Source organism: Bradyrhizobium sp. CCH5-F6, assembly GCF_001556045.1.
Lineage (GTDB): Bacteria > Pseudomonadota > Alphaproteobacteria > Rhizobiales > Xanthobacteraceae > Bradyrhizobium.
On the sequence record NZ_LSIC01000012.1, the window covers coordinates 1 to 22,476 of the forward strand.

A 22,476-nucleotide genomic window follows, 5' to 3' on the forward strand; every position below is an offset into this window, starting at 1 on the left:
TCATTCCGCCCAGCCATTACAACGGAATACTGCCAGCCTTTTTCAACAGAATCGGCCAACAGGCGACATCACAGTTTATCTTTTCAAGTGCGAAAAGCTGGTGCAGACAACCTCGTAACAAGGGCCGTCATCGAAGCAAATCATTAAGTGCCGAATATTCGCTTCCTGCGATCTGTCAGCGATTTGAGACCACAATTCAGTACGCCCTAAATCCACGAGCTTGCCGTAAGCTGACCGGATCATCTCTGCAGTTAGAGAGGTGAGATAGGTGCACTTGAATAGCTCGGTCCCCTCAAGAGAAAGATCGTGATATTCAACCACATCAACATCGTCCCTCGGTACCACTAACGAAATGGCCAAGCGCGTGATACGCTTCGGCAACTGCTCAATCCTTGTAGATTCAACCTGAGTGGGAGGGACCGGGACCTCCCAAAGCGTTGCTGTCATGAACCTAGCCTCTGCGAATTACCTCGTCCGATCCCTGTTCAGCTTGCATGCAGTCCTCGATGACTGCAATGAGCCAACAGCGGAAGTCCGCGCGGGGCCGAGGCCTATCGATCAATGGGCGAGAATGTGCGCACGACCTCATACATGCCCGGCTCAAATTTCGCGATCGTGAGCGCCTCTTCGAGAAAGGGTAACGGTCCAGGATCCTTGCGCATGGACTCATAGTCTTCCACGCTGCGCCACTGCGCATACATGGTCACCTTCGTGCCGTCGAGGCTCCGATGAAGGGTCGAGGAAACAAAGCCAGGTGCCCGGCTGACGAATTCATCGGTCGCGCGCGCAAGCAAATCGAGGAGCCGGTCCTGATTGGCTGGATCCACCGTGAAGACATTTATTAGGCTGATCATACGGTTTGATCCTCTCTCTTACTACCTGATGCCATGCCCCGTTGCGGGTCACAAGCGGACGCCCCGGGACTAGCGCAACCGATCCGATTACGGTGACAGCACTGGACCGTCACGGTAATTCGAGCCTCAGCGATCTCCCGCCGCCAACTGCTCACGGAAATACTTCACGACCGCCGCATTGAACTCGCGATGAAATCCTGCTCGATCGAATCCCGCCGGCGTGTCGGCGCAGATACGTGGGACGGCCGCCGCCAGCTCCTGCGAGCACGGTGCCAGGAACGCATAATGGCCGGCCGGCACCACGTGAACATCGGGCTTGCCCGGCAGGCCCTCCGCTACGCGCGCGTTGCCCGAGCCGTCGCCGACGCCAGGTCCGCCGAACTGCGAGCGCCAGAACTGGAGAGGCACATTGACGAGAGCGAGGTTCTCCCGCGTCAGGGTGGCCGGTGCGGGATCAACGATGACGGCGGCGTGAATGCGCGCATCGTGGATCGGCTCGGGCGGCGTCTCGCCATTGTGAAGCTGTGCGCACATGCCGGTCGTCTCCTTGCAGAGGCTGGCGAGCCTGGCGAAGTCCGGCTTGGTCCCCATCAGCACGAGGCCGGTCGCCGCTCCGAGCGAGAAACCGACGAAGCCCACCCTGGCAGGATCGATCACCGCCTTGTCCTTCCAATCGTTCAACAGGAAATCGAGCAGGCGCACGATGTCCGCCGGGCGCGATCCCCAAACCGACAGCGTATCGCGCCGCGAGGAGTCGCTGACCGTATCGCCGGGATGATTGATGGCGGCGACAACGAAGCCGGCATCGGCCAGCGCCTCCGCCGTATCGTGCTGCTGGCCGAAAAATCCGCCCCGGCCGTGAGAGTAGATGACGAGCGGCAGCTTTGCGCCCGTGACAGTGCAGTCCTTCACGCCCTTCAGGTCGAAATCGGCACTCACCGATAAACGGCCCAGCGCCACATGCGCCGGCTCCCCCGCGCACGGATACCAGATCGCGCCCGACAGCGCCGGATCGGCGTCGAGCAACTGAATGCCCGCGGCCCGCAGAGGCGAGCCGAAACAACTGAGGATGACGGCCAAAGCCCAAAGCGCGCGGCGCAACGGAAGCTCCCCTGATTTCCCGCGGGAGTTGAACGGGGAAACGATAGCGGAATTGTGGCTTCGGCTTCCAAGCGGGCACACCTTGCGGCCGCTGTCGGTGTTGAGGCAAAGTGGCCGCAAGAAGTCAGGGCTATCGCATATGTCTGGTGGCGGCCTGCGTGCACGCCTCGTCCTTCGAGACGGCGCTCGCGCGCCTCCTCAGGATGAGGCTCATCGGCGTCAGCGCTCGTTGAAACTGCTGCCGCGCACTCCGTCCTCATCCCCGCGCAATGGCGAATCCATTGTCGCTGGAGGAGCCCGCCTGAAGCGGGCGTCTCGAAGGATGGCCGCAAGGAAAAATGCGATAGCCCGGCGCAAGACAGGGAGGATCAACATGTCACTGCTGGGCAAGGCCGCCGTCGCGATGTGGTGGAGCGTTCGGCCGGAGCAGCGCGGCGAGTTCGGCGACTGGCATTCGCATGAGCACTTCCCGGAGCGGATGAGCATTCCCGGCTTCCGGCGCGGATCGCGCTGGACCAGTACGACGGATGCCGAGGGCTTCTTCGTGCTCTACGAGCTCGAGCAATACGAGGTGCTCACATCCAAGGGATATCTCGATCGTCTCAACGCGCCGACGCCGTGGTCGGCGAAGATGATGCCGCATCATCTCGGCATGGTCCGCAGCCAGTGCCGGATCGTCGGGAGCTTTGGCGGTGGCGTGGCGGCATCGCTTGCGACCATCAGGCTGTCGCCGCAGGCCGGACGTGACGCGGACCTGCAGGCGCACCTCGCGAACACGCTCGGCACATTGGCGCAGAAGCCGGGGCTGACCGGCGCTCACCTCCTCCACACCGACACGCCGCGGACGAGCGCACCCACCGCCGAACAACGGATCCGCGGCAACGACGGTGCCGCCGACTGGATCGTGCTGCTTTCGGGCTACGATGCCGATGCGATCGAGGAGGTGATCGCAAGCCCGCTTTCGCCGGAATCGCTCGGCGCCATGGGCGCAGAGGCCAATCCGACGGTCGGCCGCTATCGCCTGGCGTTCACGATGACGCCGCAGGATATCGCAGTCATCTGACCACCTGGCACGGACACGGCAAAAAAATCACGAGCCCCCTGTCGGATCGGCGGCTTCCCCGTCGTCCTCGTGACATGAATGGGCCATCGACGCCAAACTCGGGCCCATCGATCACCGAGGAAAAAACATGCCCAGCACTGTCCGCTTGCACCGCGTCCTGACCACCAGCCCGGAGAAAGTCTATCGCGCCTTCCTGGAGGCCGATGCGATGGCGAAATGGCTTCCGCCGAACGGGTTCACCTGCACCGTGCATCACCTGGAGCCCAAGGTCGGGGGCACGTTCAAGATGTCGTTCCGCAATTTCACGACGGGCAACAGCCATTCGTTCGGCGGTGAATATGTCGAGCTCGTTCCGGGCGAACGTCTCCGCTACACCGACAAGTTCGACGATCCCAATCTGCCGGGCCTGATCGAAGTGACCGTGACACTGAAGAAGGTCTCGGTCGGCACCGAGATCGACATCACACAGGCCGGCATCCCCGACGTCATTCCGCCGGAGGCCTGCTATCTCGGCTGGCAGCAGTCGCTGCGCAATCTGGCAGAGCTCGTCGAGCCCGAGATCAATCAATAACAACGGCATCAGCATCGTTGGGTACGCAAAGCGGCTTGTCCGCCGCAGCTCGAATTGCGAAGGCGGAAGCGTGCCTCCCAATGCTCTCAACCTCGAAAAGATGGTGGGCGCGGCGCGCGAAGAGCGCGCCTTTGCCCACCCTACGCTGTTCGGCCAGTGCATGCCGGTCTATCCACCTCGGCATTGCGAGCGCAGCGAAGCAATCCACAATCCCTCCGCGGAAAGACTCCGGATTGCTTCGCTGCGCGCGCGATGACGGAGAATGAGGAAACGCTCCGCGAGACCAACTCGCATCGAGTTGCTACACGCCCTTCGCGAGCCCGCCATCCAACGCTCTCTCAATCCCGCAAAAGATGGCGGGCACGGCGCTGCGGGCCTTTGCCCAGGCGACGGCACTGGTGGGCGATCTTGATGTGCGTCAAACCGTCAAGAGGGCAAACCGGCTAGGAGCAGGAGTCATCCCTGCCGGCCTCGGAGGCGATACGATGAGATCTTCTGTCGAATGGTTGATCATTGCCGGTCTTGCCGCTGGTTTCGCTGCTGCCGCCAAGGCCGAAGAGGTCGACATCGGGAAGGCGGAATTTCAGTCTTCATGCGCGAGTTGTCATGGCGCCGACGCTAAGGGCAAAGGACCGGTCAGCGGCCAGCTCAGGACACCGCCTTCCGATTTGACCATGCTGGCCAAGAACAACAACGGGGTGTTTCCCACCAACGCCGTTTACGAGACCATATACGGGTCGAAATCAGTCCCGGCTCACGGCACGCGTGAAATGCCGGTCTGGGGCGAGCGGTTCAACCCCATCGTCAACCTGCCTCACGCCGTCGATTCCTATTATTGGCAAAAGGCCGGGCCGCAGCAAAACCCGGAGGTCGTCGTGCGGACCCGCATTCTCGCCGTGATCGATTACCTGAACCGAATTCAGCAGAAATAGCGGCCAATAGCGCCGCTCGCCGCCTGCTAGGCGGCCGTGACCTCACTTGCCGCCCAGCGATCCGGGTCGGGACTATGTCCGATCAGCGCAAGGCCATAGGCGATCGACTCGAACTGGTCGCCGGACATCAGCCGCTCGTTGCCGAACCGCTCCGCGAAGAGCTTTCGCACAGCGGGCACGAAGGACGTGCCGCCGGTCAGGAACACCTTCTCCACCTCGCGCGCGGCGATGCCGGCTTCGCCCAGCACCTTGTCGACGGTGGCGCCCAGCCGCGCAATGTCGTCTGCAATCCAGGCCTCGAAATTCTTCCGCGTGATGGCCGCGCCGATCTCGACGCCGCCGCCCTGGAAGCGGAAGTCCACCTCGTCCTGTTTCGACAGCGCGACCTTGGCGTCGGACACGGCGCGATAGAGCGAAAATCCGAGGTCAAGATCGACGATGGTGATGAAATCCTCGAGCAGCTCCGGCTTCAGCGCGGTGCGCGCGAGTTCGCGGAGCTCACGCAGGTCGCCGTTGCTCTTCATCATCGCGAGCTGATGCCAGCGCGCGAGGTTGGTGTAGTGGCCGCTGGGGATCGGCAGCACCTTGTCGAACGAGCGGAAGCTGGAGCCTTTGCCGAGGCGCGGCGAGATCACCCGATCGACGATGCGATAGTCGAACGTGTCGCCCGCGATGCCGATGCCGGCGTGGCCGAGCGGCTCGGCGCGCAAGGCACCGCCCGAGCGGGAGAACCGCATCACGGAGAAATCGCTGGTGCCGCCCCCGAAATCCGCGACCAGCACGGTGGCATCGCGCTCCAGACGGCGGGCGAAGGAGAACGCCGCGCCCACGGGCTCATAGACGTAGCGGGCGTGGCCGGCACCCAGGCGTTCGAACGCGGCCCGGTAGCGCTGCATCGCCAGCGCCTCGTCCGGATTGCCGCCGGCGAAACGCACCGGGCGGCCGACCGTGATGTTCGCCGCCTCGAAGCCGAACTTCCCACCGCCATGGCGCGCCAGCGTGCGCAGGAACGCCGCCAGAATATCCTCGAACTTGTAGCGCTGCCGGAACACCTGGGTGGTGTTGAAGCTGCTGCTCGCTGCAAACGTCTTGAACGACTGGAGGAAGCGGTAGACGTGGCGTCCTTCGAGGAACTGCTCGATCGCCCACGGGCCGCCCTCGGCCTGGGCGCCGGCGCCCGGCCGGTCCTCCCAGAAGCACAGGGCCGACACATAGACGCTGTGGCGCTGTCCGCCGTGATCGAAGCGGATCGCCTCGACCCGGCGGTCGTCTGCCGCGAGGGCGACGACCGTATTGCTGGTCCCAAAATCGATGCCGATCGAGACGGCGGGCGAGGCGCTCGACATGAACCACTCTGACAGATGATTGGAAAGGGGGCAGAGCACTAACGGCTTTGCCGTCCCCTTGCAAGACCTGATCGGAAGGTCCCGGACCTTACGCCAAGACGCTGATATTCACGTCGATCAGCTGGACTGATCGCCTCGACGCCAAATTGGAAACGGATCGGCGAGAGCGGACCATGCGGCGATGTCCATCGACGACGTTTCCGGGACAAGACATGCGTCCAGCCTGCGGCGGATCGCGGCTTCGTCCATGCCGGTGCCGATGAACACGATCTCCTGGCGACGATCGCCGTACACCTTGTCCCAATACTGGCCGAGCCGCTTGCGCCAGCCTTCATCGTTCGGCCACCGCTCCTTCGGAACGCTCGCCCACCAGAAACCCAGCGCTTCGGTCCTCACGATCGCGCCCGCCTGGCTGATCTCACCGAGCCATTGCGGCCTCGTCGCCAGCCAGAAATGCCCCTTCGCCCGGATCACGCCCGGCCAGGAGTCCTTGACGAACTCGTCGAACTTCGATGGATCGAACGGCCTGCGGGCGCGGTAGACGAAGTTCTCCACGCCATATTCCTGCGTTTCAGGCACGTGGTCGGCGAAACCATAGAGCTCCTTGTACCAGAGCGGATGCTGCTGGGCCTTCTCGAAGTCGAACCGGCCGGTGTTGAGCACGCGGTCGAAGGGCACGCGGCTGTGATTGGCCTCGATGATGTCGGCTTCGGGATTCAACGAGCGGATGATCTGCCGCGCCGCCTCGCGCTGTTGCGGCGAGGCTTCGTCCACCTTGTTGAGGACGATCACGTCGGCGAACTCGATCTGCTCGACGAGGAGATCGACCAGCGTCCGCTTGTCGCCGTCCAGCGCCTCGCCGCGCTCGCCGAGGAACTCGGTCGAGGAATAGTCCTTCAGCAGGTTGGCGGCGTCGACCACCGTCACCATCGTGTCGAGATGGGCGATGTCGGAGAGGCTTTCGCCCGCCTCCGAGCGGAAATCGAACGTCGCTGCGACCGGGAGCGGCTCCGAAATGCCCGTCGATTCGATCAACAGATAATCGAAGCGCCCGCTTTCGGCGAGCGCACGTACCTCCCTCAGGAGATCGTCGCGCAGGGTGCAGCAGATACAGCCATTGGTCATTTCCACCAGTTTCTCATCAGTCCGCGAGAGGTTGGCACCACCATCGCGGACTAGGTCCGCATCGATGTTCACCTCGCTCATGTCGTTCACGATCACCGCCACTTTCAGGCCGTGCCGGTTGTTCAGGACGTGGTTCAGCAAAGTGGTCTTTCCAGCCCCGAGGAAGCCGGACAAGACGGTGACGGGGAGTTTGGGCATGGAGATCGAACAGCCTTTCGAGCGGGATCGGTCGAGGACGGCGAGACACGGCACCTCGCTATGTAATGTTATAACATTACATTCTTTGCTCGACGGAACGTTGTCAAGGCACCTTCTCCGCCCAGGGGATTACGGCCGATACCGCAATGCGGAAGAACGAATGCTGCTATGCAAACAAACTGATGGATATTGGCATCTGGTATACATAAACTCCCTTTAGAAATGAGGCAGCACGATCGCCTGCTTCGAGAAAGGGATTTCCGATGTCCAAGTCCGCTTCCGTCGCTCTCGCCCCCTCCTCCTCGCTGCTCGCCCGCCTGATGGTCGCGATCGACAGCTTCCTGATGGCGAGCGCCGAGATCTCCAATCGCAACGGCGACCTGCCGCGTTTCGGCTTGTAAGAAGGCGCCTTGGCCGCCCCCGCCGATCGGCGGGCGGCAGATCCAACAGCCTCTCCCATTGATCAAATGGCCCCACTCGGGGCCATTTGCTTTTGCATCCTCGCCTGGCCTTCCCGGCCCGACTGCGACAATGTGTCCGACTGGGGCCCCGCCGATCCGATTGTTTGTTTGCTGGCATCTCGCATACCATTCGACCAACAAAGAACGATCGCACAATCCAAGGTGTGAGGCGGGGAAACGTAGCACGCGACGGGAAACAGCCGAGGGACACACGTGCCGCGCCCCTTGGCGGCCCCTTAGCCGAAAGGAGCGGATGCCGCGCCTTATCCCTGCTCATAAAGTTTCTATCGGACTACCACGGAGGTCGACCGCAAGGGTGACACCGGGTATCTGAATCGAGATGGGCTGCCGCAAGCCGCCAAAGAGCGACTGCGTTGGGTTCGACAGGGAGAGAAGCAAGATGAAGCCGTTCGTTCTGAATGTCGCCTTGGCGGCAATCGCGATGTCGTGCGCCAGCAGCACCGCAAGCCGTGCGGCCTGGGAGCCGGTCCGTCCGGTCGAGTTCATCGTGCCCGCGGGCACCGGCGGCGGCGCCGATCAGATGGCGCGCACCATCCAGGGCATCGTCACCAAGCACAATCTGATGAAGCAGCCGCTGGTCGTCATCAACAAGGCTGGCGGCGCCGGCGGCGAAGGCTTCCTCGACGTGAAGTCGTCGTCGGGCAATCCGCACAAGATCATCATCACGCTGTCGAACCTGTTCACGACGCCGCTGGCCACCGGGATTCCGTTCAACTGGAAGGATCTGACGCCGGTGGCGATGCTGGCGCTCGACGAATTCGTGCTCTGGGTGAATGCCGAGAAGCCCTACAACAGCGTCAAGGATTACGTCGACGCCGCGAAGAAGGCACCAAGCGGCTCGTTCAAGATGGGCGGTACCGGCTCCAAGCAGGAAGACCAGATCATCACGGTCGGCATCGAGAAGGCGATCGACGCGAAGTTCACCTATATTCCCTACAAGGGCGGCGGCGAGGTCGCCGTTCAGCTCGTCGGCAACCACGTCGATTCGACCGTCAACAATCCGATCGAGGCGGTTGCGCAATGGCGCGGCGGCAAGCTTCGTCCGCTCTGCGTCTTCGACGCCCAGCCGATGGCCTATGACGAGCCGATCGCCGAGGGCAAGGCCTGGAAGGATATTCCGACCTGCAAGTCGCAGGGCCTCGCGATGGAATATCTCATGCTGCGCGGCGTCTTCATGTCGCCCAAGGCCACGAAGGATCAGATCGAATACTATGTCGAGCTGTTCAAGAAGGTGCGCGCCACGCCGGAATGGCAGGACTTCATGAAGAGCGGCGCCTTCAACACGACCTTCATGACCGGCGCCGACTACGCCAAGTGGATCGAGGCGGAGGAGAAGCGCCACGAAGGCTTGATGAAGGAAGCCGGCTTCCTCGCATCGGGAAATTGAGCCGCGACATCGACGATGGCTGAGGACGCGGCCCGTCCTCACGCCTGCCGCGACCGCGAAACCCTGCGTTTCCGCCTGGAGGTCCCATGACTGAACGATCCGGATCCGAATCTGGCCCGGCACACAAGACGCTGGAAATCGGCATGGCGCTGCTGATCGGCGCGTTCGGCCTGGTCGTGATCTTCGGCAGCATGAAGGCCGGCATCAACTGGGGCGCGGAGGGCCCGCGCGCCGGCTTCTTCCCCTTCTATATCGGCGCCGCGATCGTCGGCGCGAGCGCCATCAACCTCTGGCATGCGCAACGCGACGATGACGGCCGGCTGTTCGCGGAATGGGGACAGCTGCGCCAGGTCATGAGCGTCGTCGTGCCGACCGCGATCTATGTCGGCTCGATGCCGTTCATCGGCCTCTACGTCGGATCCACGGTCTTCATCGCCTGGTTCATGCGCTGGCTCGGCGGCTATCGCTGGCTGACGACCATTGCGGTCGCGGTCGGCATGCCGGTCCTGACCTATCTCGTTTTCGAGCGCTGGTTCCTGGTCCCGCTTCCCAAGGGGCCGCTCGAGGAATGGCTCGGTCTGTAAGAGCCGCGCCTTCATACAATCATTGCTGCAGGACGTTTCGACATGGAAGAGTTGGCCAATCTGTTTCACGGCTTCGCGGTCGCCCTGCAGCCCTACAACATCATGCTGATGGTCATCGGCATCACGCTCGGGGTCATCATCGGCGTGCTGCCGGGGCTCGGGGGCGCCAACGGCGTCGCGATCCTCCTGCCCCTGACCTTCAGCATGCCGCCGACCTCGGCGATCATCATGCTGTCCTGCATCTATTGGGGCGCCTTGTTCGGCGGCGCCATCACCTCGATCCTGTTCAACATCCCCGGAGAGCCATGGTCCGTGGCGACCACCTTCGACGGCTACCCGATGGCGCAACAGGGCAAGCCCGGCGAGGCCCTCACCGCCGCCTTCACTTCCTCCTTCGTGGGCGCGCTGTTTGCCGTCGTCATGATCACGCTCGTCGCGCCCCTCGTCGCGGGCTTCGCACTGCGATTTGGTCCGGCGGAGAAATTCGCAGTCTACTTCCTCGCCTTCTGCAGCTTCGTCGGCTTGAGCAAGGAGCCGCCGTTCAAGACCATCGCGGCGATGATGATGGGCTTCGCGCTCGCGGCGGTCGGGCTCGATTCGATCACGGGGCAGTTGCGGCTGACCTTTGGCATCACCGAACTGCTCAACGGCTTCGACTTCCTGATCGCCGTGATCGGCCTGTTCGGGATCGGCGAGATCCTGCTGACCATGGAGGAAGGGCTGGCGTTCCGCGGCGGCAAGGCCAGCATCAACCTTCGCGTCGTGCTTCAGACCTGGCGGGAATTGCCCGCCTATTGGATGACCTCGTTGCGCTCCTGCCTGATCGGGTGCTGGATGGGCGTCACGCCCGCCGGCGCAACGCCCGCATCCTTCATGAGCTACGGCATCGCCAAGCGCCTGTCGCGACGCGGCAACAATTTCGGCAAGGGCGAGATCGAAGGCGTGATCGCGCCGGAGACGGCGGCGCATGCCGCGGGCACTGCCGCGCTGCTGCCGATGCTGTCGCTCGGGGTGCCCGGCTCGCCCACCGCCGCCGTGCTGCTCGGCGGCTTGTTGATCTGGGGACTGCAGCCCGGCCCGATGCTGTTCGTCGAGCAGAAGGAGTTCGTCTGGGGCCTGATCGCATCGATGTATCTCGGCAACCTCGCCGGCCTCATCGTCGTGCTCACCTGCGTGCCGATCTTCGCCGCGATCCTTCGCGTGCCCTTCGGCATCATCGCGCCGCTGATCCTGGTGCTGTGCGCGATCGGCGCCTATTCGGTGCACAACAGCACCTTCGACGTGATGCTGATGCTGGTGTTCGGCGTGCTCGGCTATCTCCTGAAGAAGTGCAACTACCCGCTCGCGCCGCTGGTGCTCGCCATCGTGCTCGGCGACAAGGCCGAGGAGGCCTTCCGCCAATCGCTGCTGGGATCACAGGGCTCGCTCGGCGTATTCTTCTCCAACGGCCTCGTCAGCACGATCATGGCGCTTGGCCTCGTCGCCCTGTTCTGGTCCGCGATCCAGGAAGGCTTCAGCCGGCTGCGCACGTCGATGGCGTGACCCGGAAGACGCGTCCGAGCAGCGCCAAACCGTCGCAGGCGACGCTTCTGGAATAAGGAATTCCAGGAATCGTCCGCCCGCCAGCGCCGCTCGTCGGCGTGCGCGAACAAACCCACGAACGGAAAAAATCCCCCAACGCGCGGAATTCTCCGAGCATGCAGGCGGCGACGCGATCCGCGAAAATGTATCGTCAAATCAACGGATTGAATGGCCTCTATCGCCATCGAGGCTGCCAAGACGCGAGCAATTCGGGCTTTACAATCCCGCGTCCATGGCTCATGTGGAGAAGCCTGCGTTATTTTGCCGCACCTCTAGTCCCTCGCTTGAATATTGGCATAATGAATACCAGGATGCGGGCCGGCGCATGCTTAAAAAAATCGGCGCGTTTCGGGAGGGTTCTTGATGACGGACATGGTGCAGTCGGGGGTGGCCCCTAGTGCCGCACGCGTAAGCGATGCCTATCGCTGGGCGCAATTGGCGATCGGCGTGGCGGCGATGGTGATGATCGCCAACTATCAATACGGCTGGACGTTCTTCGTCCCCGACATCCAGAAGACGTTCGGCTGGGATCGCGCCTCGATCCAGTGGGCCTTCACCCTCTTCGTCCTGTTCGAGACCTGGCTGGTGCCGGTCGAAGGATGGTTCGTCGACAAATACGGCCCGCGCATCGTGGTGCTGGTCGGCGGCGTGCTCTGCGCCATCGGCTGGGCGATCAACGCGCAGGCCACCTCGCTCAACGGCTTCTATCTCGGCATGATCGTCGCAGGCATCGGCGCCGGCGGGGTCTACGGCACCTGCGTCGGCAACGCGCTGAAGTGGTTTCCGGACAAGCGCGGCCTCGCTGCGGGCATCACGGCCGCGGGCTTCGGCGCGGGCTCCGCGCTGACCGTCGCGCCGATCCAGGCCATGATCAAGGATAGTGGATTCCAGGCCACCTTCCTTTATTTCGGCCTCGGGCAAGGCATCATCATCTGCATCCTCGCTTTCTTCCTGCTCGCCCCGAAAGCGGGCCAGGTCCCGAACGTGGTGGCGAACGCCAATCTGCTGCAGACCCGCCGCAACTATCAGCCGACCGAGGTGCTGCGTCAGCCGATCTTCTGGCTGATGTACTTCATGTTCGTGATCGTCGGTGCCGGCGGGTTGATGGTGACCGCAAACCTGAAGCCGATCGCAGCCGACTGGAAGGTCGACAACGTGCCGGTGACGCTGATGGCGGTGACGATGACGGCGGTGACCTTCGCCGCCACGATCGATCGCGTGCTCAACGGCCTGACGCGTCCGTTCTTCGGCTGGATCTCCGACATGATCGGCCGCGAGAACACGATGTTCATCGCCTTCGGCATGGAAGGCTTCGGCATCTGGATGCTCTACCTCTGGGGACACGACCCGGTCTGGTTCGTGCTGCTGTCGGGCTTCGTGTTCTTCGCCTGGGGCGAGATCTACTCGCTGTTCCCCTCGACCTGCACCGACACGTTCGGCGCCAAGTTCGCGACCACCAATGCCGGCCTGCTCTACACCGCGAAAGGAACCGCCGCGCTGCTGGTGCCGATCGCCAACTACATGCAGCAATCGTCCGGCACCTGGGACAGCGTGTTCATCATCGCAGCGGGCGCCAACATCCTGGCTTCGCTGCTGGCGATCGCAGTGCTCAAGCCGTGGCGCAAGATCGTGGTCGCGAAATCCACGATCTGACGCGCTTCACCAGAGATCTCGCGGGTACGACGCCCGGCCTCACGGCCGGGCGTTTTCGTTTGCGCGACAAACGTCAGGATCGCTTTCGCAAGATTTTTCGGATCAGCCAAACCCAGCACTTGACGATTGGCATTATGTATACCACACTTCTTGCATCACTCACCCGGGAGGTTGCAATGCTGGTCGGAGACATTCTGCGCAAGAAGACGCCGCGCGTCGTCACGGTGCGTATGAACGAAACGGTGGGGATCGCGGCCAAGCTGATGCGCGCCAACAACATCAGCGCGCTGGTGGTCAAGGACGTTGTCCGCTCCGAGGGCAACACCGCGGTCGGAATGTTCACCGAGCGCGACGTGGTGCGCGCGGTTGCCGAGCACGGCGCGGCCGCCGTCAACGTCAAGGTCTCGCAGCTGGTCTCGGTCCAGCAGCTCGTCTCCTGCACCTCGGGCGACACGATCGAGCACGTTCGCCATCTGATGAACCGTCATCACATCCGCCACCTGCCCGTGATCGACAACTACAGCCTCGTCTCCGTGATCAGCATGCGCGACATCGCCGCGGCCGTTGACGAAGCTGCCAACTCGACACCGCGGGCAGCCTAGGCGTCACGCACCTGCCCTGCGACCCCGGCCCGGATGCTTCCGAGCCGGACCGATCCTCGCGCGGCGGGCACCTTTCCCTGATCGGTTCGGAGACGCAATCTGCACGGAATGAAGACGCCGCGCTATTTCGCTCCGCACCGCAGCAATATTGATCCCGCGCAAATCGGCCGTCGCGGCCGCCGCTATCCTTCCCGGCAAGAAACTTGATTTCTGACGCAAGGGAGGACGCCATGACGAATGCCGGCAACGCGCTTTTGTGGACGGCCCTGTACTTCGCTCTCTCGTTCGCCGCGATCTTCGTGGTGTGGTTCGCCGAAAAGATGCGGTCGAACTTCCTCGGGAAGCCGTAGCCTGAGTCACGCTCGCTGGTCATTGACGCCGCGATCCGGAACGGCTCGAGCCGGAGCGGGCGAGCAATGGAAGCGGGCGAATGGAGATGAGCGAAGCGACATGCGGGGATCACGCTTTCTCCGCCGCTTCGCTCATGCGGGCACCAAATCTCCCGGAAATATCCAGACACATCACATCTCCGCGCGCCAAGCATATGCCGCCAACATGTCCCGGGCGTGCCGCAACTTGGACGCATTCGGCCGCCCTTCTGGGAGCCGTGTCTGGGGGCACGGCGCTGCCGTGTTTGGACCAAACCTTCAGGGGTATGACTGTGAAGAAGATTGTAATTGCTCTGGGTGCTACGCTTGCTCTGGTGACGGCTGCAAACGCTGCGGATCTGCCGCGCCGACAGCCCGTGCCGGTCTATCCGGCCGAGCAGGCGCCGATCGGCAAAATGCCGATTGGCAAGAGCCCGGTTGGAAAGGCCCCGATCGGCAAGGCGCCCGGCCCGGTCGCGGCGCGCTACTGACGCGCAGCGGAATAAGCGCTTCATCTGCGTAACGGCCGATAGTCGGGGGAAATTGCGTGACGAACAAAGCTGATCGATCGGGATCCTGCATGCTCGCGGGCTTCGCTCTTGCGGCTATGCTCTCGTGCATGATGCCTTCGGCCTCGGCCCACGAGGCGAACAAGCGCGTTGCCGACGCGAATGCGCTTGCCACGACCGACACCGCCTCGCGACCTCAGCCGCAATCGACGCGGCGCCCGGTCGCGCGCGCGGAGAAAGGCCCCTACTACGTCGACTTCCGCGCGCGCACCGCCGCAAGCTGGGGCCATGCCTTCGTCTGGTACGGCAAGACCAGCGAGCGTGCCGTGGAGGTCGCAGGGCTCACACCGGCCGGCGACACGCTCGCCTATGTGCTGGGTCACATCACCTTCGTGCCGTCCGAGACCGGCGCGAGCTACGGCGATCTCGATCCGGAATATCTGACCGCCAGCTACCGGGTCTATCTCAACGAGGCCGACGCCAAGCGCGTGTTCGCCTACATCAAGAAATTGCAGGCGAACTCGCCGGTCTGGAACGCCGAGACCACCAACTGCACCGGCTTCATCGGCGACATCGCCGAGTTCATGGGATTGCAGGTCCCCAATCGCTGGCAGCGCCCGGAGAACTTCGTCAACCGCCTCAAGGAAATGAACGGCGGCCGACAAATGGTGCGGCTGTCGGCGGAGTAGCGACGAAGCAGTTGGGCTCAAGAACCGCTTCGGGGGCCGTCCCGACAGTCGCACTGGCGAAGGCCCGGCACCCCAATTATCCGCCGCACGGAATCACCCTCGTCCCCGCATGATTGCCCCGCACTCACCGCGCGCCGGTCCAATAGACATTTGCCGACGCGGGCGGCATCCTCCAGCCATCAACCGATAACAGAGCGCCATACAGGCGGGGGAAACGTCATGTTGCAGACTCGGTTCACAAAACTCGTCGGCGTCGAGCACCCGATCGTCCAGGGCGGCATGCAGTGGGTCGGCCGTGCCGAGCTGGTCGCGGCGGTCGCCAATGCCGGCGCCCTCGGCTTCATCACGGCTCTGACCCAGCCGACGCCGGAGGATCTCACCAAGGAGATCGCGCGCTGCCGCGACCTCACCGACAAGCCGTTCGGCGTCAACCTCACCATCCTGCCCGCGATCAAGCCGCCGCCTTATGCCGAATACCGCGCCGCCATCATCGAGAGCGGCATCAAGGTGGTCGAGACCGCCGGCAACAAGCCGCAGGAGCATGTCGACGAGTTCAGGAAGCACGGCGTCAAGGTGGTGCACAAATGCACCAGCGTGCGCCATGCGCTCTCGGCTGAACGCATGGGCGTCGACGCCATCTCGATCGACGGATTCGAATGCGCCGGCCATCCCGGCGAGGACGATACCCCCGGCCTGATCCTGATCCCGGCCGCCGCGAACAAGGTCAAGATCCCGATGATCGCCTCGGGCGGCTTTGCCGATGCCCGCGGCCTCGTCGCCGCCCTGGCGCTGGGCGCCGACGGCATCAACATGGGCACCCGCTTCATGGCCACCAAGGAAAGCCCGATCCACCAGCTCATCAAGGAGAAGATCGTCGCCAATGACGAGCGCGAGACCGAGCTGATCTTCCGCACCATGCGCAACACCTCGCGCGTCGCGAAGAACGCGATCTCGACCAAGGTCGTCGCGATGGAGAAGGAAGGCGCCAAGTTCGAGGACATCCGCGAGCTCGTTGCGGGTGCCCGCGGCAAGATGGTCTACGCCACCGGCAATTCCGACGAGGGCATCTGGTCGGCCGGCCAGGTCCAGGGCCTGATCCAGGACATCCCGAGCTGCGCCGAGCTCGTCTCCCGCATCGTGCGCGAAGCGGAGGCAATCATCCGCGGCCGGCTCGAAGGCATGATCGTTCATCCACAACGTGAAGCGGCGGAATAGTCACGGCAGGAAGCGAGACCAATTCATGAAGGCTTACGTCTACGGCCCTGGTGGCGCTAGGATTTCCGACGTCGCTCAACCAAAGCCCAAGGGCACGCAGGTGCTGGTCCGCGTCCGTGCCTGCGCCCTTAACCGCGCCGATACCGCCATGCGCATGGGGCACGCCCATGGCGCGGCCGGCGGCGTCGGCACCGTGCTCGGCATGGAATGGGCCGGCGAAGTCGCCGAACTCGGGCCGAACGCCAAGGGCGTCAAGATCGGTGATCGCATCATGGGATCGGGCGGTGCGGCGTTTGCCGAATATACGCTCGCCGATCACGGCCGGCTATTCCACGCACCCTCGAACATGAATTTCGAGGAGGCGGCCACCCTGCCCGTCGCGCTCACGACCATGCACAACGCCGTCGTTACCGTCGGCGGTGTGCAGGCGGGCCAGAGCGTGCTGGTCCAGGGCGCCAGCTCCGGCGTCGGCCTGATGGCGATGCAGATCGCCAGGCTCAAGGGAGCGAAGCTCGTGATCGGCTCGTCGACAGATGCCCATCGCCGCGGCCGGCTGAGGGAGTACGGCGCCGACCTCGCCGTCGACAGCTCCGATCCGACATGGGTCGACGAGGTACTGAAGGCGACGAACGGAGAAGGCGTCGATCTCGTCGTCGACCAGGTCTCCGGCAAGGTCGCGAGCCAGAACCTCGCGGCGACGAAGATCAAGGGCCGCATCGTCAACGTCGGCCGGCTCGGCGGCACACATGCCGACTTCAACTTCGACCTGCATGCGGCCCGGCGCATCGACTATGTCGGCGTCACCTTCCGCACCCGCACCATCGAGGAGGTCCGCGAGATCTTCGAGGAGGTCCGCAAGGACGTCTGGGGCGCGGTGGAATCGCGCAAGCTGCAGCTGCCGATCGACAAGGTGTTCGCGTTCGACGACATCGACCAGGCGTTCGAGCACATGGAGGCGAACAAGCATCTGGGGAAGATCGTGGTGGTGGTGTGAGGTGTGCGGCGGCGGAGTGCATTGACGCTCACTCCGTCATTCCGGGGCGGGCCGCAGGACCAAACCCGGAATCTCGAGATTCCGGGTTAGCCTTCGGCGCCCGGGAATGACGGGGGATCGAGGGCCCCGCTCCTGCAAATCACTCGCGACTACGGCTGTGGATCGTCGCTTGATGTTCACCCACGCCCTGCTAAATCCCCGCCATGACCTCCCAGCACAGCAAAACCTCGGTCGCCGCAATCTCGATCTTCGCCAGCGGCGGCATGGCGGCAGCCAAGTTCGCGGTCGGGATCGCGATCGGCTCGCTGGCACTGATCTCCGAGGCCCTGCATTCCGCGATCGACCTGGTCGCGACCATCATCACCTGGGCGGTGGTGCGGGTGTCCGACAAGCCGGCGGACGACGAGCACCATTACGGCCATGGCAAGCTGGAGAGCATCTCCGCGCTCGGCGTCACCGCCCTGCTCTACGTGCTCGCCGGCGGCATCCTGGTCGAGGCCTATAGCCGGCTGAGCGAAGGAACCCCGCCGCCGACCATTTCGGCCGTGCCGTTCGTGGTGCTGGTGATCGACATCGCGGTCAATCTCTGGCGCGCCCGCGCCCTGCACCGCGCCGCGCGGGAGACCCGGAGCCAGGCGCTGGCGGCGGATGCGCTGCATTTCGCCTCCGACGTGATGGGCTCGTTCGCCGTGATCGTGGGCCTGATCCTCGCGGGCCTCGGCTTCTGGTGGGGCGACGCGGCGGCGGCCGCGGCGGTTGCCGTGATGATCGCCCTGCTCGGGCTGCGCATGGCCGGCTCGACCGTGCAGACGCTGGTCGATCGCGCCCCGGAAGGCGCCCAGGAGAAGGCCACCGCCGCGATCCGGAGCGTGCCGGGCGTGATCGACGTCGACCGGCTGCGCGTGCGCATGGTCGGAGCGACCACGTTCATCGACACCATCGCGCAGGTCCCGCGGACCTATCCGATCGACCGCGTCGAGGAGATCAAGCGTAGCGCGCAAACCGCCGTGGACAAGGCGTTCGGCGACGCCGACCTCACCTTCACCGCCGTCCCCGTCGCTCGCAACAACGAGACCGTGCGCGACCGCATCATGGTGATCGCGCACAATTCAGGCCTCGCCGTTCACCATGTCACGGTACACGATCTCGGCGCCAAGCTGACCGTCAGCATCGACCTCGAGGTCGACGCCGACATGCAGCTCGAGGACGCCCATGACGTCGCCAACACGCTGGAGCGCAACATCCAGGAGGAGTTCGGCGAGGACGTCGAGGTCGACGTCCACATCGAGCCGCTGGAGCCGGAACTGCCGTTCGGCGTCGATGCCGCCCCGGAACGGGTGCAGATCATCGCCGCCGCTCTGACCCAATACGCCGCCGGCGGCGAGATCCACGACATCCACAACGTGCGGGTCCGCAACACCGACGCCGGCGAGATCGTCAATTTCCACTGCCGCGCGGCACCCTCGATGAGCGTGATCAAGGTGCACGAGCAAGTCGACGCGATCGAGCGCGCGTTGCGGCGTGCGTTCCCGACCGTAAAGCGCGTCATCAGTCACGCCGAACCGCCGCGTGCGTGATGAAGAATTTGCGGCGAGCAACACGTTCTCGTTTCGGACTCGCTGCGCCCGTGAGTTTGCGGCCCCGCGATGCACATTCTGCGTGTTGGATAAGAATAATTTCGCGTTAACGATTCGTTGACTCTCGACAGCCCGCGAAAACTGGATTCAAATCAGTGTGATTCGGAAGCGATGTGGGGCTGCTTCCGAGCTCAAGTTGCAAGCTGGTTTTCAGGGGGCCGAAGGCATGCCGCGTGCAGACGCCGCGAACGCATGCGTCCAATCCGATTCGATCAAGGGATTGGCGCAATCGATCGCGAAACCTGCCTATCACCGGCTCCTGATCGCGGAGCCCGCGCTGCGCCGCGCCGTGCCGACGCTCATCATCGCCTTCCTGATCACGATCTGCCTCGGCGCGTTCGTGCAGGTGGTCGATCAGACACGCCAGAAGCGGCTGGTGATCCGTCACGACATTTCGGCACTCGCCGACCTGCTCGCCGAGCGCATCGACCGCCTCACCTCGGTGCGGCAGGAGCGGCTGAAGACCGTCGAGAGCATGCCCGCGCTGTTGCCGGATCTCATTCCGTCCTGGGGCACGGCTTCGGGCCGCCACGTCATCGTCACCTCGGCCGGAATCGAACGCCGCGTACTCGCCCGCATTCCGATCGACAGCGACCCCGTCGGCAACGACCGGCTGCTCGATGCGATCACGACGGCGCAACTGCTCGCAGCGCCGACGCGCGACGGCAACATCTCCGACATGACCCTGCCGAGCGGCAACGCCGCGATGGCGACTTCGCGGCAGATCAAGTCGCTGCCTGGCTTCGTCACCGTGATCCAGGAGCGGAACGAGCCGATCTGGGGCTCGGATGCCGCACTCTCGGTGACGCTGTCGGCGACCACCGGCTTCGTCGTCCTGATCCTCGGCTTCGCCTTCCACTGGCAGTCGACCCGCGCCCGCGAGGGCGACCTCATCAACGACGCCGTGCGCGGCCGTATCGACACCGCGCTCAACCGCGGCCGCTGCGGGCTGTGGGACTGGGATTTGTCGCGCGGCCGGATCTTCTGGTCGCAATCGATGTTCTCGATGCTCGGCCTCGATGGCCGAAACGAGCTCCTCACCTTCGGCGAGGTCAACGCGCTGGTGAAGTCCGACGACATCGACCTGTTCGAGATCGCCGACCAGCTCATCTCCGATAAGATCGACCACATCGACCAGACCTTCCGCATGCAGCATGTCGAGGGCCACTGGATCTGGCTCCGCGTCCGCTGCGAGAAAACGCGCGGCGCGACCGATTCCAGCGTGCACCTGATCGGGATCGCGGTCGACATCACCGAGCAGAAGAGCCTCGCCGAGAAGACCGTGGAAGCCGACCTTCGCCTGCGCGACGCGATCGAGACCATTCCGGAAGCCTTCGTGCTGTGGGACGCCAGCGACCGCCTGGTGCTCTGCAACTCCCACTTCCAGCGCCTGCACAAACTGCCCGACACGGCCGTCATTCCCGGCACCTCCTACGAGACCGTGCTCGAGGTCGGCCGCATGCCGGAGGTGCGGACCCGTCACAACGAGACCGGCGCCCAAGGTCCGGGCGCGCGTACCTTCGAGGCGCAGCTCGACGACGGCAGCTGGCTGCACATCAGCGAGCGCCGCACCAAGGACGGCGGCTACGTCTCGGTCGGCACCGACATCACGCGCATCAAGGAGCACGAGCAGAAGCTGGTCGACAACGATCTGCGCCTGCGCGCCACCGTCATCGACCTCAAGCGCTCGCAGGCCGCGCTGGAGCGCCAGGCGGTCGAGCTCGCCGACCTCGCCGAGAAATATCAGCGCGAGAAGACCCGCGCCGAGGAAGCCAACCAGACGAAGTCGAAATTCCTCGCCAACATGAGCCACGAGCTGCGCACGCCGCTGAACGCCATCATCGGCTTCTCCGAGATCATGGGCTCGGGTATGTTCGGCGAGCTCGGAAGCGAGAAGTACCAGGAATATTGCCAGGACATCCTGACCAGCGGCCACTATCTGCTCGAGGTCATCAACGACATCCTCGACATGTCCAAGATCGAAGCCGGCCGCATGAAGCTCGACATGGAGGAGCTCGACCTAGCGCGAACGCTGGCGGAATCCCTGCGCGTCGTGACCGGCCGGGCCCAGGACAAGAACATCACGCTCGACGCCGACATCGCAAAATCCATCTCCGTCGTCGCCGACCGCCGCGCCACCAAGCAGATCATCGTCAACCTGCTCTCCAACGCGGTGAAGTTCACGCCGGACGGCGGACGCGTCGTGGTGCGGAGCCGGCAGCTCGACGACAGGATCGTGCTGATGATCGCCGACACCGGCATCGGGATCGCGCCGCATTCGCTCGCACGGCTTGGCCGTCCTTTCGAACAGGTCGAGAGCCAGCTCACCAAGACCTATCACGGCTCGGGCCTCGGCCTGGCCATCGCCCGCTCGCTGGCGCAGCTCCACGGCGGCTCGATGCGGCTGCGCTCCAAAATCGAAGTCGGCACCGTGGTGCGCGTGACGCTGCCACGCGACGCGGTCAAAGCGTCCAAGATATCGGCTGCAGCTTAGCGCACGACGGACAGCTCGCCTGCGGCCATCCTTCGAGACGCCCGCCTGCGGCGGGCCCTCAGGATGAGGGCGGAATATGCGGCAGCAGTTTCAAGAGAGCGCGATGGCGCGGAGCCTCATCCTGAGGAGACCGCGAAAGCGGTCGTCTCGAAGGACGAGGCGCTTGCTCGAATCTACCCTTGCAGCGTCGGCGCGACTTCGCGCGCGACGTTGACCAGCGCCGCGATCAGCGGTGTCATTGGATCGCGCTGCGGAATGACGAGGCCGATGCTGTAATTGACCTCGGGGTCGACGATCGGGATCGAACGGACCGTGTCGGAAAGGCCGAGCGTCTCGGCGAGCTTGGCCGGCATCACGCTCGCCCAGCGCCCCGTCTTGACGTGCGTGAACAGCACCAGCAGCGAGTTCGAGGTCAGCGTCGGCGTCGCCTCCGCGCCGACCGAGCGCAGCGCGCGGTCGATGATGCGGCGGTTCTGCATGTCGGGCGTCAGCAGGCACAGCGGCACCTGCCCGACCTCGGTCCAGGTCACCGTCTCGCGGTCGCCGAACATCGCGTCCGGTGCAGTGAGCAGACGATAGCTCTCGTTGTAGAGCGGAATGGTGCGCACCTTGCCGATCGGCTCGTTCTCGATGTAGGTCAGTCCCGCATCCACCTCGAGATTTTCGAGCAGCCCCAACACCTCGGACGAGGTGGTGGACTGGATGCGAAAGCGCACCTCGGGATGCTTGGCGCGAAACGGCGTCGTCAGCGCGGCGACCATGCCGAGCACGGTCGGGATCGCCGCGATGCGGATCTCGCCTGAGAGCTGATGCTTCAGCCCGTTGATTTCCTCGCGCATGGCGCGGGCATCGCCCACGATGCGCCGCGCCCAATCGAGCGCGCGCTCGCCTTCCGGGGTGAAGCCCTGGAAGCGCGACCCGCGCTGGACCAGCATCACGCCGAGAATCTCCTCGAGCTGCTTCAGCCCGGTCGACATCGTCGGCTGCGTCACGCCGCAGGCCTCCGCCGCGCGTCCGAAATGCCGCTCCTTCGCCAGTGCCAGCAGCAATTCAAGCTTGTCGATCAACCGAACGTCCCCTTGGGTTCTATC

General features: G+C 64.0%; 20 protein-coding genes. 15 read left to right on the forward strand and 5 right to left on the reverse strand.

The features are described 5' to 3' along the window. Positions 1-551: 551 nt before the first annotated feature. Complete coding sequence (locus AX729_RS00900; protein WP_061020019.1) at positions 552-854, reverse strand: antibiotic biosynthesis monooxygenase family protein; 303 nt, start codon at positions 852-854, stop codon at positions 552-554. Positions 855-980: 126 nt separating this feature from the next. Beyond that, positions 981-1,955 (reverse strand): alpha/beta hydrolase family protein, encoded by a 975-nt coding sequence (locus AX729_RS00905; RefSeq protein ID WP_061020020.1) that lies wholly within the window; start codon positions 1,953-1,955, stop codon positions 981-983. A gap of 373 nt (positions 1,956-2,328) precedes the next feature. Between AX729_RS00905 and AX729_RS00910 the strand changes: the two genes are divergently transcribed. The 3 genes from AX729_RS00910 (at position 2,329) to AX729_RS00920 (ending at position 4,521) form a co-directional block, all read left to right on the forward strand. Beyond that, a complete protein-coding gene (locus AX729_RS00910; RefSeq protein ID WP_061020021.1) occupies positions 2,329-3,018 on the forward strand; it encodes a hypothetical protein in 690 nt (229 codons plus the stop codon). 127 nt (positions 3,019-3,145) lie between these two features. Beyond that, on the forward strand, positions 3,146-3,589 hold the full coding sequence (locus tag AX729_RS00915; RefSeq protein WP_061020022.1) for an SRPBCC family protein: 444 nt from the start codon (positions 3,146-3,148) through the stop codon (positions 3,587-3,589). Between the two features lie 353 nt (positions 3,590-3,942). Beyond that, complete coding sequence (locus AX729_RS00920; RefSeq protein ID WP_245325006.1) at positions 3,943-4,521, forward strand: c-type cytochrome; 579 nt, start codon at positions 3,943-3,945, stop codon at positions 4,519-4,521. Positions 4,522-4,547: 26 nt separating this feature from the next. Here the strand turns inward: AX729_RS00920 and AX729_RS00925 are convergent, their stop codons facing one another. Both AX729_RS00925 and zigA read right to left on the reverse strand, forming a co-directional pair. Then, positions 4,548-5,867, reverse strand: a complete 1,320-nt coding sequence (locus tag AX729_RS00925) for an Hsp70 family protein (protein ID WP_061020023.1) — start codon at positions 5,865-5,867, stop codon at positions 4,548-4,550. A 117-nt stretch (positions 5,868-5,984) separates the two neighbouring features. Continuing rightward, positions 5,985-7,190, reverse strand: coding sequence for a zinc metallochaperone GTPase ZigA (gene zigA, locus AX729_RS00930; protein ID WP_061020024.1), 1,206 nt, complete (start codon positions 7,188-7,190; stop codon positions 5,985-5,987). A 263-nt stretch (positions 7,191-7,453) separates the two neighbouring features. Here zigA and AX729_RS40325 point away from each other — a divergent pair, with 263 nt between their 5' ends. The 12 genes from AX729_RS40325 to AX729_RS00985 all read left to right on the forward strand — a co-directional run bounded on the left by AX729_RS40325 (position 7,454) and on the right by AX729_RS00985 (position 21,385). Continuing rightward, the gene (locus AX729_RS40325) at positions 7,454-7,591 is read left to right on the forward strand and encodes a hypothetical protein (RefSeq protein WP_197433513.1); all 138 of its coding nucleotides are present in this window, start codon (positions 7,454-7,456) and stop codon (positions 7,589-7,591) included. A 460-nt stretch (positions 7,592-8,051) separates the two neighbouring features. After that, on the forward strand, positions 8,052-9,059 hold the full coding sequence (locus AX729_RS00935) for a tripartite tricarboxylate transporter substrate-binding protein (protein ID WP_061020280.1): 1,008 nt from the start codon (positions 8,052-8,054) through the stop codon (positions 9,057-9,059). Between the two features lie 86 nt (positions 9,060-9,145). After that, positions 9,146-9,643, forward strand: a complete 498-nt coding sequence (locus AX729_RS00940) for a tripartite tricarboxylate transporter TctB family protein (protein WP_061020025.1) — start codon at positions 9,146-9,148, stop codon at positions 9,641-9,643. A 42-nt stretch (positions 9,644-9,685) separates the two neighbouring features. Then, positions 9,686-11,185, forward strand: a complete 1,500-nt coding sequence (locus AX729_RS00945; protein WP_061020026.1) for a tripartite tricarboxylate transporter permease — start codon at positions 9,686-9,688, stop codon at positions 11,183-11,185. A 402-nt stretch (positions 11,186-11,587) separates the two neighbouring features. After that, on the forward strand, positions 11,588-12,877 hold the full coding sequence (gene oxlT, locus AX729_RS00950; protein WP_061020027.1) for an oxalate/formate MFS antiporter: 1,290 nt from the start codon (positions 11,588-11,590) through the stop codon (positions 12,875-12,877). 176 nt (positions 12,878-13,053) lie between these two features. Further along, entirely contained in the window at positions 13,054-13,479 is a 426-nt protein-coding gene (locus AX729_RS00955) for a CBS domain-containing protein (RefSeq protein ID WP_061020028.1), read from the forward strand. Positions 13,480-14,134: 655 nt separating this feature from the next. Then, positions 14,135-14,338, forward strand: a complete 204-nt coding sequence (locus tag AX729_RS00960; protein ID WP_061020029.1) for a hypothetical protein — start codon at positions 14,135-14,137, stop codon at positions 14,336-14,338. A 56-nt stretch (positions 14,339-14,394) separates the two neighbouring features. Continuing rightward, complete coding sequence (locus AX729_RS00965; RefSeq protein WP_061020030.1) at positions 14,395-15,045, forward strand: hypothetical protein; 651 nt, start codon at positions 14,395-14,397, stop codon at positions 15,043-15,045. 219 nt (positions 15,046-15,264) lie between these two features. After that, positions 15,265-16,260: an NAD(P)H-dependent flavin oxidoreductase gene (locus AX729_RS00970; RefSeq protein ID WP_061020031.1), complete on the forward strand. Its 996-nt coding sequence runs from the start codon at positions 15,265-15,267 to the stop codon at positions 16,258-16,260. Between the two features lie 25 nt (positions 16,261-16,285). Continuing rightward, positions 16,286-17,254: a zinc-binding dehydrogenase gene (locus AX729_RS00975; protein WP_061020032.1), complete on the forward strand. Its 969-nt coding sequence runs from the start codon at positions 16,286-16,288 to the stop codon at positions 17,252-17,254. A 203-nt stretch (positions 17,255-17,457) separates the two neighbouring features. After that, positions 17,458-18,831 carry a cation-efflux pump gene (locus AX729_RS00980; RefSeq protein ID WP_061020033.1) on the forward strand — a complete coding sequence of 458 codons (1,374 nt, stop codon included), beginning with the start codon at positions 17,458-17,460 and terminating at the stop codon, positions 18,829-18,831. 226 nt (positions 18,832-19,057) lie between these two features. Then, entirely contained in the window at positions 19,058-21,385 is a 2,328-nt protein-coding gene (locus AX729_RS00985; RefSeq protein ID WP_061020034.1) for a PAS domain-containing sensor histidine kinase, read from the forward strand. A gap of 173 nt (positions 21,386-21,558) precedes the next feature. Here AX729_RS00985 and AX729_RS00990 read toward each other — a convergent pair whose 3' ends face one another. After that, on the reverse strand, positions 21,559-22,452 hold the full coding sequence (locus AX729_RS00990; protein WP_061020035.1) for a LysR family transcriptional regulator: 894 nt from the start codon (positions 22,450-22,452) through the stop codon (positions 21,559-21,561). Between the last annotated feature and the right edge of the window lie 24 nt (positions 22,453-22,476).

Coding starts and splice junctions, on each gene's coding strand:
- AX729_RS40325 (WP_197433513.1), top strand. CDS start 7,454: ATGTCCAAGTCCGCTTCCGTCGCTCTCGCCCCCTCCTCCTCGCTGCTC.
- AX729_RS00940 (WP_061020025.1), top strand. CDS start 9,146: ATGACTGAACGATCCGGATCCGAATCTGGCCCGGCACACAAGACGCTG.
- AX729_RS00960 (WP_061020029.1), top strand. CDS start 14,135: ATGACTGTGAAGAAGATTGTAATTGCTCTGGGTGCTACGCTTGCTCTG.
- AX729_RS00980 (WP_061020033.1), top strand. CDS start 17,458: ATGACCTCCCAGCACAGCAAAACCTCGGTCGCCGCAATCTCGATCTTC.
- AX729_RS00915 (WP_061020022.1), top strand. CDS start 3,146: ATGCCCAGCACTGTCCGCTTGCACCGCGTCCTGACCACCAGCCCGGAG.
- AX729_RS00945 (WP_061020026.1), top strand. CDS start 9,686: ATGGAAGAGTTGGCCAATCTGTTTCACGGCTTCGCGGTCGCCCTGCAG.
- zigA (WP_061020024.1), bottom strand. CDS start 7,190: ATGCCCAAACTCCCCGTCACCGTCTTGTCCGGCTTCCTCGGGGCTGGA.
- oxlT (WP_061020027.1), top strand. CDS start 11,588: ATGACGGACATGGTGCAGTCGGGGGTGGCCCCTAGTGCCGCACGCGTA.
- AX729_RS00925 (WP_061020023.1), bottom strand. CDS start 5,867: ATGTCGAGCGCCTCGCCCGCCGTCTCGATCGGCATCGATTTTGGGACC.
- AX729_RS00975 (WP_061020032.1), top strand. CDS start 16,286: ATGAAGGCTTACGTCTACGGCCCTGGTGGCGCTAGGATTTCCGACGTC.
- AX729_RS00955 (WP_061020028.1), top strand. CDS start 13,054: ATGCTGGTCGGAGACATTCTGCGCAAGAAGACGCCGCGCGTCGTCACG.
- AX729_RS00985 (WP_061020034.1), top strand. CDS start 19,058: ATGCCGCGTGCAGACGCCGCGAACGCATGCGTCCAATCCGATTCGATC.
- AX729_RS00935 (WP_061020280.1), top strand. CDS start 8,052: ATGAAGCCGTTCGTTCTGAATGTCGCCTTGGCGGCAATCGCGATGTCG.
- AX729_RS00970 (WP_061020031.1), top strand. CDS start 15,265: ATGTTGCAGACTCGGTTCACAAAACTCGTCGGCGTCGAGCACCCGATC.
- AX729_RS00920 (WP_245325006.1), top strand. CDS start 3,943: ATGGCGGGCACGGCGCTGCGGGCCTTTGCCCAGGCGACGGCACTGGTG.
- AX729_RS00910 (WP_061020021.1), top strand. CDS start 2,329: ATGTCACTGCTGGGCAAGGCCGCCGTCGCGATGTGGTGGAGCGTTCGG.
- AX729_RS00900 (WP_061020019.1), bottom strand. CDS start 854: ATGATCAGCCTAATAAATGTCTTCACGGTGGATCCAGCCAATCAGGAC.